Annotated in this window: 6 protein-coding genes and 3 pseudogenes; 6 read left to right on the forward strand and 3 right to left on the reverse strand. The window is 46.7% G+C overall.

Annotated elements, in window-relative coordinates; all coding sequences use genetic code 11:
• The first annotated feature begins 411 nt into the window (after positions 1–411).
• The 5 genes and pseudogenes from Abci_RS14395 to Abci_RS12805 all read left to right on the forward strand — a co-directional run bounded on the left by Abci_RS14395 (position 412) and on the right by Abci_RS12805 (position 9,842).
• The gene (locus tag Abci_RS14395; RefSeq protein WP_219810313.1) at positions 412–747 is read left to right on the forward strand and encodes a transposase; all 336 of its coding nucleotides are present in this window, start codon (positions 412–414) and stop codon (positions 745–747) included.
• A 1,839-nt stretch (positions 748–2,586) separates the two neighbouring features.
• Positions 2,587–5,694: a Hint domain-containing protein gene (locus Abci_RS12785; protein ID WP_244877689.1), complete on the forward strand. Its 3,108-nt coding sequence runs from the start codon at positions 2,587–2,589 to the stop codon at positions 5,692–5,694.
• A pseudogene (locus Abci_RS14235) lies at positions 5,658–6,391 on the forward strand (transposase); the annotation flags it as partial. The gene Abci_RS12785 and the pseudogene Abci_RS14235, both read left to right, overlap by 37 nt.
• Positions 6,392–6,593: 202 nt before the next feature.
• Positions 6,594–8,272 (forward strand): annotated as a pseudogene (locus Abci_RS14475) (Hint domain-containing protein).
• A gap of 586 nt (positions 8,273–8,858) precedes the next feature.
• The gene (locus Abci_RS12805) at positions 8,859–9,842 is read left to right on the forward strand and encodes a glycosyltransferase family 4 protein (protein WP_048839573.1); all 984 of its coding nucleotides are present in this window, start codon (positions 8,859–8,861) and stop codon (positions 9,840–9,842) included.
• Positions 9,843–10,192: 350 nt separating this feature from the next.
• Here the strand turns inward: Abci_RS12805 and Abci_RS14415 are convergent, their stop codons facing one another.
• From Abci_RS14415 to Abci_RS12815, 3 genes and pseudogenes are all read right to left on the reverse strand, one after another.
• A complete protein-coding gene (locus Abci_RS14415; protein WP_146806965.1) occupies positions 10,193–10,426 on the reverse strand; it encodes a hypothetical protein in 234 nt (77 codons plus the stop codon).
• Positions 10,427–10,753: 327 nt separating this feature from the next.
• Positions 10,754–10,873, reverse strand: a complete 120-nt coding sequence (locus tag Abci_RS14070; protein ID WP_084597675.1) for a transposase — start codon at positions 10,871–10,873, stop codon at positions 10,754–10,756.
• Between the two features lie 246 nt (positions 10,874–11,119).
• Positions 11,120–11,911 (reverse strand): annotated as a pseudogene (locus Abci_RS12815) (IS701 family transposase); the annotation flags it as partial.
• A 617-nt stretch (positions 11,912–12,528) separates the two neighbouring features.
• Between Abci_RS12815 and Abci_RS12820 the strand changes: the two are divergent.
• Complete coding sequence (locus Abci_RS12820) at positions 12,529–13,503, forward strand: hypothetical protein (protein WP_181015855.1); 975 nt, start codon at positions 12,529–12,531, stop codon at positions 13,501–13,503.
• Positions 13,504–13,506 lie beyond the last annotated feature (3 nt).

Below are 13,506 nucleotides of genomic sequence, written 5' to 3' on the forward strand. Positions count from 1 at the left end.
CACGCCGGTCATTCACGCGTGGCACTCCGTGCGCGAGAGGAAAAAACGCCTCAATCCGCTTCATCTGGCTCTCAGGCCGCATAAACTCATTACTCAAAGGCCACCTTCCATCGGTAAGCCTGTGAATCACAACCGTTCGCTCAGTTCAATAAATTAATAGGTCCCGAGTTTAGATGGTACGAACATCAGGGCTCACCACAAGGCGGCGGTAGCCTAAAAAAGGGGGCTCTTTCGAAGAGCAAAACCACCGTGAAGTAATTGGCCGTTCTAGTGGTGACTATAGCACAAAAGTTTGCGTAATTGCTGTTGGACGGAAAAGTCTTCGATTTTCAGTTGGTCCCCGGCCAAGCCCATGAACTCGCATTGGCGCCAGCCATGCTCGACAGTCTTCCTGATATTCCCTTGTAGGTAGTGGCAGACAAGGGTTACGCGTCGAACGCTTTTCTTGAACGGATACGGGACATGGGAACCCGGGCGGCTATTCCCGAGAAACGATGGGATGGGTCGGTCGCCTGCCTAAAACGGGCCTATCGGTATCGGCATCTCATTGAGAACCTCTTGGCTCTCCTCAGGGAGTGGCGCGCTGTCGCAATCAGATACGAAAAAACAGCAAAGTCGTTCCTCGCGGCCATCCACGTGGCAGTAGCAGTAGACTGTCCCCAAGCCCTAACAGGGCCTAGCGTTACCCAGCTTATCAATGTTTCGTTTATCGCAACACCGAGTCCATTTTCGGCCCTTTTCCACTGAATGTTAAGAATTTCAAACGGTAACCAAAGCCCAACACTATGTGTCAGTTGATGTTTTTATGGGTTTGAGATTTTCGGTCAAAAAAACGATTGACGTACGCGCAATACGCAGTAACAACCTAACTCTAAGAAAAACCAAACAAAGTAGGAAAAACCAAACAAAGTAGGGTTTGGAAAATTTAGCCGGTGCCCAAAAATATTTTCTGTTTTTTTTGGGGTTCTTTTTCAGTCAGCGAGGTAAAAAATGAGTCAGTGGGACGTTAAGTCTGGTATAACCAGTGCAAACCTTAGTATGGATGCTAACTCGGTATTGAATGTTTATAGTGGCGGTATTGTTTCATATGCTTATAACGTATCGCCCAACACTGCGAATGTTACTATTTCTGCAGGTGGTCAGGTTTATGACCTGAATATGCAGGGTGGTGGTGTTGTTGTTAACAGTGGCAGTCTCGATCGCGGTAGCCTAAGTGCGACTTTAAATAACTATGGTCATGTGACAAGTGTCACAGCTGCTTTGACTGTAGGTAACTATGCTGGCGGTGTTATTGATGCCAGTACTATTGATGGCACTACACTGAATGCTTATAGTGGTTCAGTCGAAAATAACCTGACCGTTACTGGTAATCAGTCTCAGAACAGGTTTGGTCAAGTTCAACTATCTTCTGGTGCCCAGATTAATGGCGGTACCATTAGCGGTTTTGCCTGTGTCTATGCTAATGGTGGTGCAGTTTCTGGCCTGACTTTGAGCAATGGTGGTGGTCTTCAAGTTTCGTCTGGCAGCATTGCAAGTGACACAATAGTCAGAAAAGGCGGTGGCATTACGCTGAATTCTGGCGGTGTGGTCCGTGGCAGCACGGTTGTTTCTGCTGGCGGTTCTTTGCAAGCCGATGTTAACGGAACAATTTCAGGTACGGTAACAGATGCAGGTTTAGTCTCTGGTGGTACGCTTGCAAACAATGCACAAATCAATGCGCTAAGTGGTGGCGTTGTAAGCAGTGTTGCGCTTGCAAACGGCGGCGTTAACATTGCAGCTGGGGCGTCTGCCTATAACCTTTCTAACGCTGTAGGGAACGCTACTGTCGTTGCTATTGCATCCGGTGGCGTTGTTTCTGGTCTCTACCTTTCCGGTGGCGGGTCAGTTACAAATAGCGGCCTGTTGAGCAGCGGGTACCTCGCAACGACATTGCAGAACGCGGGTTCCGCAGCCCACGTAACCCTTCGCCTGACCACGGATAACCTCTCCGGCGGCGTAATCAGCGATAGTACCGTTGATGGTACTACGCTCAATGCGTTGTCGGGTTCAGTTGAAACCAATCTGACTCTTACCGGCAATCAGTCTCAGAACAGGTTTGGTCAGGTTCTACTGTCTTCTGGCGCCCAGATTAATGGGGGTACCGTTAGCGGTTATGCCTGCGTTTATGCTAAAGGCGGCGCAGTTTCTGGCCTGACGTTGAGCAATGGTGGTGGTCTTCAGGTTTCTGCTGGTAGCATTGCAAGTGACACGATAGCTAGAAACGGCGGTGGTATTTCGCTGAATTCTGGTGGTGTAGTCCGTGGCAACACGGTTGTTTCTGCTGGCGGTTTTTTGAAAGCCGATGTTAACGGGACAATTTCAGGTACTCTAGCTGATGCCGGTTTAGTTTCCGGCGGGACCATAGCGTCTAACGGTCAGGTTATTGCCAGCAGTGGCGGTGTTGTTTCCTTAGTCGTAGTTGGCTCGGGTGCTTCAGTAACTGCTATCGCTGGTGGTACAACAGTTGATGTCATAGTCCAATCTTCTGGTCACGCTTTTGTCGGGAGCGCTGGTCAGGCCTCTAATACCCAAATTTCTGGCGGCTGGATGGAAGTGCGTTCCGGTGGCTATGCATCCGGTGGCAGCATCCTGAATGGTCAAACAACTGTTTCTGCTGGTGCTTCTGCAGCAAGCGTGAGGGTTGGATCCAAAGGTTACCTGCTAGACCAGGGTGGTGTTGTTTCTGGTATTACTGTTTCCTCAGACGGTACACTGGGTCTTGCGTCTGGCGCTACAGCCTATAACGCAGTATTGGGCGTTTCTGCTGGCCTGAATGTTGATGGTGCTGGTACAGTTGCTTATAACACCACGCAGAGCGGCGCTTGGGGTATAGTGACCTCTGGTGCCGCACTGTCGGGCGGTAGTATCACAAGCGCTCAGACAACGATATCTGCTGGTGCATCAGCAACGGGTGTCACCCTTAACTCTGGGGGGTACCTGCTAGACCAGGGTGGTGTTGTTTCCGGTATTGCTGTGTCTGCAAACGGTACGCTGGGTCTTGCGTCTGGAGCACAGGCTTACAATACGGTTCTTACTACCAGTGGTGGTATCAACGTTGCTGGAACAGGGACTGTTCTGAATAACACGACCCAGAGCGGCGGCTTCGTATCCGCTCATGATGGTGGTGAAGTTCTCTCTGGCAAGGTGCAGGATGGCTGGACGGCCATTGGGAGTGGGGGCGTTGCCTCTGCTGTAACCGCACAGGGTGGTGGCATCCTGATCTCTGCAGGCGGTTCTGGTAATGCCCTGAACATTGCCTCTGCTGGTTATGACGTTGTTTATGCTGGCGGTGTAACGCAGGCGACAAGCGTTGGCGCTGGTGGTGTTGAGCACGTTGAAGGTGGTGTTGCCTCTGACACGATCCTTGCGAATGGTGCAAACCAGTATGTGACCAATGGTGGTAAGACGGTTGCCGTATCTATCCAGAATGGCGCCAGCCAGACAGTTGGTACGGTTTCTGCTAAATACTGGCCAGATGATACACCGTGGAGCACTTCAGGTTCCAGCTTTGCTGGCGGAGACGCTGTTGCGACTTCAACGACAGTTGGTGCTGGCGGTGCATTGACAGTTACTGACGGTGGTAAAGTTGTTAGTGCAGCCGTTCAGGCATCCGGTAAGGCTGTTGTCGAAAGTGGCGGTCAGGCTTCCAACACAACAGTGAATGGTAACCTGTATGTAAGTGGTGGCGCGCAGGTAACCAGCACAATTGTTGGTAGCGGTGGGAATGAATACGTTCAGGCCGGCGCGACTGTCAGCAATACGCTGGTTCAGGCTAGCGGCCAGGAAGTTGTAGGTTCCAATGGCCTGGCATTGAATACAGTAGTTTCCGGTGCCGGTGCACACATCTGGATGAATGATGGCGGCGTGACCAGCGGTGCCATACTGAGTGCAGGTGGCACTCAGGGCGTAGGTGCGGGCAACGCCGTTGGCACAATCGTAGGCTCCGGCGGTGGGTTGACGGTTGTATCTAATCAGGTAGCCGGGTCTGCTGTATCTGCCGTAATCAATAACGGTGGGTCTGCCACGATTTATGGTGGCGGTGTTGTCAGCAATACTACGGTTAATGACGGCGGTACGTTGACCGTGAGCCAGTCTGCAACTGTTGCAGATACAACAGTTAATAACGGCGGTTCTGCTGTCGTTAAGACCGGCGCGGGAATTGGCGACCTAACGGTTATGTCTGGCGGTTCTGCTACTATTTCTCCAGGTGGCGTTCTGTCTGGCACGATGACGCTTAGCAATGGTGGTCACGCTACGATCAACAATTCTGCCGGTGGCACGGTTGTGATGGATGGCAGCACCAACACTGGTCTGATTGTCACCGGGCTTGAGAATGGTGGTACGCTCAATACGCTTATTGCCGGCTTTGATGGCGTAAAGGCTGGCAATTCTGACGGGATTGAAATTGCGGGCGTCAAGGCATCTGACGTGAAGACAGATGGCATCAGCTATCCGAATAACGATCAGGTTGTCCTGACACTGACCAGCGGCAAGACCATCACGCTGAATATTAAAGGCGTCCAGTCCTATGGCTTCACGCTCTCAACGGCGACGGATGGCAGCGGGGATGTGGTTTTTGAAGTCTGCTTCCTGTCTGGTTCCATGATCTCCACGCCGTCTGGCGAGGTTGCAGTGGAAGACCTGCTGATTGGGGATCATGTTACTACCTGGGACTGGCAGCAACAGCGTAAGGTAGTAAAATCTGTTGTCTGGACTGGCAGAAAGCACATGGAGGTCAAAACTGACCTTGCTGATGTGGATGCTGGATATCCGGTGCGGGTGAAAGCTGGCGCAATTGCTGACGGCGTTCCTTATAAAGACCTTCTGATTACGCCAGAGCATAGCCTGTTCTTTGAGGACAAGTTTGTGCCAGTTCGGATGCTGGTTAATGGCCGGAGCATTTTTTATGATCGCTCCATCACGTCCTATGACTATTTCCACATTGAAGTGGAAGAGCATGCCGTGATCCGTGCAGATGGAATGCTTACGGAAAGCTATCTGGACACGGGAAATCGTTCTACCTTCCGTCAGGATGGAACAGTAGTGCGCTTTGGCCAGAAACAGGCAGAACGGAACTGGGAGACAGACGGTGCTGCGGCACTTGTTGTTACACGGGGGACAGTTGAACCTCTGTTCCGCACTCTGGAGGCTCGGTCTACAGAGATTGGTTTTGAGCAGACGATCGAAGCTCCAGCCCTAACTTCTGAGGCAGACCTGCATCTTGTGACAGAAACGGGTGAGGTTATCCGGGCTCTTCGTCATCAAGGGAATGTGGCAACATTTATGCTGCCTGCAGGTGTGGAGACAGTGCATCTTGTTTCCCGTAGCAGCCGCCCGAGTGATGTCATCGGTCCGTTTGTTGATGACCGTCGCTCATTGGGCGTTCTGGTTGGTCAAGTCAGTTTGTTTGACGGAAATGTTTCAAAAGCATTTGATACCCACCTGACGCAGGATGATTTGTCCGGTTGGTATGGTCTTGAAGCGTCTTGCCGCTGGACGAATGGTTCTGCTGCCCTTCCTTTGGGTAAGATCGATGAAAACGGCTTGCGTCTGCTGAGCGTCCAGATCTTGGCTTCCGGTCCTTATTTGCTGGCAGCAGATAAAGAGGATGGCAAAGGCTTGGTGATCAACTCGAAGCGCTTTTTCGGATTGTAGGTTTTGAGGTGTTCCTCCCACATTTGGACAAGGCACCGGCATTTAAGACGGGAGCAGGGGTGGATGGCCATTGTTCGCCCCAGTGTTGATGTTCAAAGTTTTTATGATCAAGACTCTGAACAGTCTGTCTAACGGAAGCATGGAATACTTACTGAACGATCGACTCTCCATCATACGTTTTCCGGAGATGGGGTTGTCGGATCGTGTGGCTGATGCAAAAACGATCCGGTAGTTCCCCGTGAACGACTGGTTTAAATGGGGCGATTAAATTTCTGTTCAATCACTTTGGCGCCAATTTGAGAAACATCGCTTATCTGCCGATGTATGGCCGGATCTTGGACGCAACATTGGTAGCCATTTCGGAGACGCTCGATCTTAGTATAGATAAGATAGATTTTCTGTTGGGCAGATCCCACGGACAAGCAGGCCACGCCAGCAAAGTTATCTCGTAAAGATCACCATATGCGCGGAACACTCAAGCTTATCAAAGCAAAGTGGCAGGAGGAAGAGACGATCCTCTTAACAGATCTTGCCATCTCGTTCTTTGGTCATAAATTCCACATTACCATTGATCGAAAGTTCCGGTTGATCCGCAAATGGAAAGCGACCTACGCAGCAGCCATTGATGGGCCAGGCTGCGTAAAGGTTTTCTGGACAAACCTATATAGATTCAAGCGTATGGGTAGATATGGCCTATCTTTGGACAAATACATTACTCCAGCGCTTTCCGCTCTCACTAACGAGAAAAATGCAAGTGTCAGCCTAATCAAAAATATTAGAATTTCCCTGTTTTTAAGATTGTTTTTATTGTCCTAACAATTTTTCCGTGGAATAAAACTGAGAAGATTTTATGGCTGAAGCAGGTTTCTTGTAGTTAAGTAAATTTAGGATGTTAGAAAATGATAGTGATAAGCCAAAGTGGAGAGTGGAGGCGTTCCTATAATAATAATGAAATTGCGCTTGATGGGACATCTTCACCCATTACGCTGAACATTAATTTGGAAAAATATATTTGGGAAAAAGAAGATAATTCTCTTCATACTAGTTTTGATTCTACCAATATGACCGTTGATGGAAGCGTCACCTTGAGAGGAAATGGCTATCTTAAAGTTAATAACACTGTTGTAAATAACGGTTCACTTATTATTGAAACAAAAAATTTTGTAATTGATGGAACATTGACAGGAAAGAATGTCATCCTTGCAAAGGGAAGTACCTTAACTGTTGGAATGTTAAAAGCTTCTATTACGTTTGCTGCTTCTGATAAAAATACGTTTAATACGTTGATTATAACAAACTATGCTGAAAGTGGCAGTCTCACATTAAATAATTTTTCGCCGTATGATAAGATTATTTTTAACAAACACAACAATATCCATCTCCAGTGGGGAAATGACGGAAAAACTATTGTTGATCAGAGCGGTGCTGTTTTGGCAAATGTTAATTTTGCAAGAGGATATAATAGAAATAATTACATGTTCCGTGGGAGTGTTGTTGAAGTAAATTCTTTTCTTGCTGGTAGTATGATTTGCACTTCTCAAGGAGATGTTGCTGTTGAAGATATTCAGATCAATGACACAGTGGTTGCGTTCGACTGGAAGAATAATAAGGATATTTCGCGTTCAGTCGTCTGGGTAGGCAAGTCGCGTACTATGGTGCAGGCAGAACTGTCTGATGACGAAGCTGGTTGGCCTGTTCGTATAGTCAAGGACGCTATTGGAGACAATGTTTTCCTTACAAGGACATGCTCATTACGGCTGGACACTGTCTATTTTTTAAGAACCGATTTGTTCCGGTGCATATGTTAGTCAATGGATTATCAATCTATTACGACAAATCCATTTCCTCTTACGATTACTATCACGTGGAAACGGAGCAGCATTCTATTATTAAAGCAGACGGCATGCTTACTGAAAGCTGTCTGGATACAGTTAACCGATCTTCTTTTCTTCAAGAAAGCAAAATCTCTGCCCTGAGTGGTGTGGTCCAAAATTGGGGAGATAAGCCTAGTGCCAATATTCCACAAAACGTGGATCTGGCGTTTATTGAGCTTCTTTATCGCACTCTTGAATGGCGCGCAATATGGCATAAAAACTGCAATCCTGGTAATTAGATATCTGTAATAAAGCCGGAACTCAATAATGATCCAGATATTCTTCTAGTGACGGATACGGGCGCTATCATTCATCCAATGCGGCAAAATGCGCAGCAATATAGCTTCATGCTTCCAGCGAACACGAAATCAGTTAATATAGTCTCACGTGCTAGCCGACCTTATGACGTGATCGGACCGTTTGTAGATGATCGACGTTATTTGGGGGTTGCTGTTGGAGAGGTTCGTCTGCTGTGTGCAAAACAGCAGTTCAATATTACATCACACCTTGCTACTGAAAAACCTACTGGGTGGCATACTGACAAGACTTGGGATGGTGTTGCGTGGACAGGTGGTAATGCAGAGCTTCCATTGGGTGACCATTTGTCCAATGGTGAAATGGGCATCCTATCAGTGACCATTTGTGCTGCAGGCCCTTACCTCAAGAACAATCAGGCAAAGCAAAATTTGGTAAAATCTGCTTAATTAACCAATAATTTAAGTCGCCACGTAGATGCTCCCTTTTAACGCCTTGCCTGGCCGGGCACACATGCATCCGGCCGGAGATTGCAGACTTAGAGAGTGGTTCCTCTGGGAGACTAAGAACTGGTTGTTAATCGTAGGAAGAGAAAACTTTCTTTTTCTACGAAGGACTTGTGTGGGGATTAGGACAGTAAGGAGAAAGTAGTAATAAAAATCAATAAGATAGAGCATGTGAGTATTCAGGCTGGAAGACAACTGGAGAAATTCCGTTCACGCTTTGTAATCCGGTTTCGATATGTCTTTTAAAATTTTAGTGTAAATGTCTGTGGGGCGATAACCATCACTTATCCGCAGTTCCAGTCACACGGTAATTTGAAAAAGGACAACAGATAGCAACATTTGGTTTTTATTGAAGTTTCTATTCTTATTGCCGACCAAATAATTTCTATACACCAAGTAGTCAAAATAGGCTGTCAGACAAGTACAATGAAATCTAAAATTTTGATATAAGATGAAAAATTCTATTGATTTTCATACATAATAATGTGACTTAATGTCAACAGAAATCCTAACCATAAAGCATCGAAGAATGAAAATTATTTTTATTAATCCATTTTCAAAATCTCTTATCACTGGTGGTATTAAGGTGACTTATCAACACGCTAAACTTCTTCTGTCTTATGGTTATGATGTTAGAGTTTTCCAGCCGGAAGGTTTTCCTGAATGGCTTAATAGTGGTCAAGATAAAGAATTGGTAACCGATGCGCTAAGTGACACACCCGATAGTATTTTTGTTTTTCCAGAACCATTTAACGGTTGGTTACGTGATTTGGCGTTGACACCTACATCCGCACGAAAAGTAATTTTTTGCCAGAACCAGTACTATATGTTCATGAATCAATTAACTGCGAAAAATTACCGAGATGCAGGATTTGAAGCGGTGATAGTTCCTAGTCATGAAGCTAAATACGATATGTGCTCTATTATTGGTTTCAAGAACGAGGAGGTCCATGTTGTTCCTGCTTTCATAGACCGAGAGAGATTTTATCCGACAGTTAAAGAAATGAAAATTCTGACGGCTCCTCGTAAATGGCCCGCGCAAGCAGGTCTTCCAGCAGTCAGTGATCTTTTACAGATAATGTTTAGACTAAAATATCCAAAATTGTCGAATATCCCTTGGATAAAGCTAGAAAATTTTTCTGTAGAAGAGGTGGCAAAACAAATGGGGTCAGCTACAGTTTTTTTATCGCTTAGCCGCATGGAAAGTCTTGCTCTCTCACCTTTAGAAGCGATGGCTTCACGTTGCGCAATAGTTGGTTACCATGGAACAGGTGGTCTCGAATATGCCACCCGTCGGAATGGCTTATGGTTTTCGCCTGAAGAATATGACCCGGTAGTCGATGCTCTTGCACGGGCTTTGCTGGGTGTGGAAAATCAAGATAAAGATATTATGGCTATGCTTGAAAATGCAGAAATAACAGCGAGTTTTTTTAATAAAGCGCGTACTCAAGAAGCATTACTTAGGACTTATGGATTTTTAAATGACAAGGAGAATTTAAAACAGCTTGTTTGAAAGTTGTTTCCGGGAACTTTATGGCTTTCGCTATCTGTCTGAGATTGGCTGTTGCTGTGTCCATCAGATAGCTCTCGGTACCTCGGATTTTATGAGTTACTTCATGGTCAAAAAGTCTATCTATTTTGGGTAATCCCGAGTGTCAGATTTGGTGTTTCTGATTTTTACGCAAACGTTATACCGGAATGAGTGGAAATTTATTTCAGTCGGCAAGCTAAGACGGATTTTAAGTTATGAGAAGGGCCTACTCAGGGAAAAGCCTCTGTCTATTTGTTTAGATCCATCGAAATTCGGTATAGGATAGTGTTGTTCTTGAGGCATAGAACATCAGATTGAACAAGGCTCAGGACTCATTCTTTAAGATAGCAGATGAAGCTTGCTGCGATATGGATTGCAGACATGAAAGTGTGAGCACAACGGTCGTATTTGACCACAACGCATCGCCAGTCCTTTAGCTTTGCGAACATGTGTTCGATGTAGATTGCGCTTTTTATAAAGATGCCAGTCACATGGTGGTTTTGATTTCCGGTTTTTCTTGGGGGGATGCAGGCGGTGATGTTCCGTTCTGCTAGAGACTGTCTGATTTTATTGCTGTCGTATCTCGATCACCGATGACTTCTGCTGTTTCGACCGACAAGTCCGTCACCAGAACATCAGCGCCTCTAAAGACACTGACCTATTCTGCAGTCAGATGAAGTCGGACAGGGCGTCCCTGTCCATCGCACAGGGCATGGAGTTTTGAGTTCAGGCCGCCTTTTGTACGTCGGATATGGTGGGGAAAAGCCCCTTTTTAAGCAGGCACGCCGATGTTCGGTGTGACTTGAGGTGTGCTGCATCGATCATCAGCCGCTTTGAACGGCCAGCCTGTTCTGTCAGGCGATAAAGATTCTGTGAAAGATACAGAGGCGGCTTCACCGGATGAAGCGATTATACAAAGTCCTGTGCGGACCATACGCTCTCGGAGCGTCTTTCCACGGAAGACCGTTACGGATTACGTAGACGATTCCGCTCAGAACACGCCGGTCATCCATGCGTGGCACTCCGTGCGCGCGAGGAAAAACGGTTCAATCGGCTTCATCTGGTTCTCAGAAAGCATAAACACATCACGCACAGGCCCACCCTCCATCGGTAAGCCTGTGGATTACAACATCTCGCTTACCCCAATAAATTAATAGGTCCTGAGCCTAGCACTACAGTTGCATTTTGTGTCGTAATTGAGAGCGCATAGCGTTGGCCTGATGTGTTCGTCGAAAGACGGACCATCTGAGGATATGGGCGGCGGGTAGGCGGCGCCAGTCATTCTCTGACAGAGCCGCAGCAATATTTTTTGCTTCTCCCGCAATCAGCGAGTCTGTTGCCCATGACCCGAACCAGTAATCACTTTTGACGCCAAGGACATATCCTATTCTTGCCCAACGAAGTGTGCGTTCCACATCGCCGACGCCATACACGCTGTCTGCTGCGACTCAGCGGAAGGGCACGCTGGCCTCGATACCCCGCTCGATCATCATCGAGGCCAACGCCGGTTTGGTTGCAAACATCACGTCATCGGGAATGTGGGTCTGCTGCAGGCGCTCACGGTTCGATGTCCAGTCTTTCGGGGGATACAGGGCGCGATCAATAAAGGCATGGCCCCGCGTCGATACATAGGTGTCAAATACCCCAATCTGGCAGTTCGTGATCTTGCCGGCAGATCCCGTATACTGCCGCCCGACCCCGCATGACGGCTGACCTTTCTTCAGAAACCGGTCTCATCAACGACCAGTAAGCCATCTTCAGTGCCTAGATGCTCGATCACATAATCGCTCACGACATCGGCATCCCAGCGCCCGCGCCCCAAAAGCGCCTGCTGTCGCCAGGAACCAGGATCTCCTGCGGCTTCTGCCCGTATCCAACCTGTTTGCGTGGATCATTGCAAATTAAAACATCAGGAAAGAACACGCTGAATCCGCGACACGCTTTTGTGTAAACAGTCGAGCAATCTGCTCTTTGGCTGATCGAAGCAAACGCACCCATAATTCCAGCGCCTCTTCAACAGACGCACCAAAAGTCATCATATCCTGAATCATGGTTATCCATAGAGTCAGAACTCAACACAAAATGCAACTGTCGTGCTAGATCGTGTTCGACGTCAGCAAGACCCTCGAGTGCTACGAGCATAAATCGACCTCTGTTAGTGAGTGTGTTGGTCTATGGTCGTATATTGAATTAATCTTTTAATTTTTATTCGTAATATCTTTAAGACGAATGGAAAAGATCCGAAGTATTGCCGGCGAGTCTGTCGATACAGGTGACAGCCTCAAGTCTCCTCGAGCCAGTGAGCAATTAGCTTTCTTGCTGTAAACGCTCGGTATTCGTACCGCTCGATTTCCCGTAGTGAATTTCTACGCAATCAAAGTATTTTAAATTTTAAATCAATTACTTATAAAAAATTTCTTGCTCTGGTATACCCTATTTTGCGCTTTGCGTTCGACTTCTTTCCCTAGAAAGAAAGAGTATTTTTGTCACAATGCTTGTTTGTTTAATTCGTGATTTACGCAAGCGGACAAAGCTCCTCTTGCTTCATGAAATTCTTCTTATTTTTATTTCATAAAAAATTTGTTTGGACAACAAAAACATACAAACAGACAGAAAAAATTTAACTGACTTTTTTTGCATAAATCACGAATTAAGGGAGGAGTTTAACATGAGCAGTGCTGGTACTTATTATACGTATAAACTCGATACGCAGGGTAACCCCATCCACGACGCAAACGGTAATAAGATAGTCGAAACAACATGGACTATCACCGATGGTTTGTTCGGTAATTCCAATATCACCATTAAAGATGCTAGCGGAAAAACGATTAAAACTCTTACTGGAGTGCCAGATGGGCCCCTGGCGTCTCACATCCAGACAGGAACAGATGCAACAAACGGAAGTATTGTGTCGATTTTGGGGGGGCAATGGGTTTCTGTTCCTGGTTCAAGCGGGACAATTAATATTCTATTGTCTGCGTTATCAGCACCTGCTTTTACAATTGGGGGCACAACGTCAGTTAACTTTTTAGTCAATGCTGTTACAGCCGTTACGATGGATATCTACGGTGGCACCGCTTCTTTCTCAGGCGGATCACTCGCGGGTGCGTTGAGTGGTTCTACCATCAACATTGGCTATAGCGGAATATATAACGGTAATACTCAGCTAATCAGCCTGCTTCAAGGAATCACTATTAATTTTACGACAGGAGGGGGGACTTTAGTATTAAATGGTGGAGGAGTATTTTTAAATCTATCTGGAACGACAATCACGGGTTATGATCCTACTAAAGACACAATAGAACTGCACAATACTGTAGCCGCTGTTTCAGGATATACGATTGCAGATAATGGAGGAAACTCACGGACTGTTATCCTCTTTGGTAGTGATGGCAAGACACAGGTCGCACAATATACAGTAACCATTGCAGATGGAGCAAAGGTTCCTGCAGGTACTTATAATAACGCAGTTGATTCTCAGGACTTAGCTAAAAATCCGCTTCAAATTACTTATGCAAACGGCAATACATATATTGGCGCCTGCTTCCTTGCTGGCAGCATGATCCGAACGATAAACGGCGACGTTGCTGTTGAAGATGTCCGTATTGGTGATGACGTGCCCCCCGAAAATGTAACCATTTAAAAG

Origin of the sequence: Acetobacter cibinongensis (assembly GCF_000963925.1) — a bacterium.
Lineage (GTDB): Bacteria > Pseudomonadota > Alphaproteobacteria > Acetobacterales > Acetobacteraceae > Acetobacter > Acetobacter cibinongensis.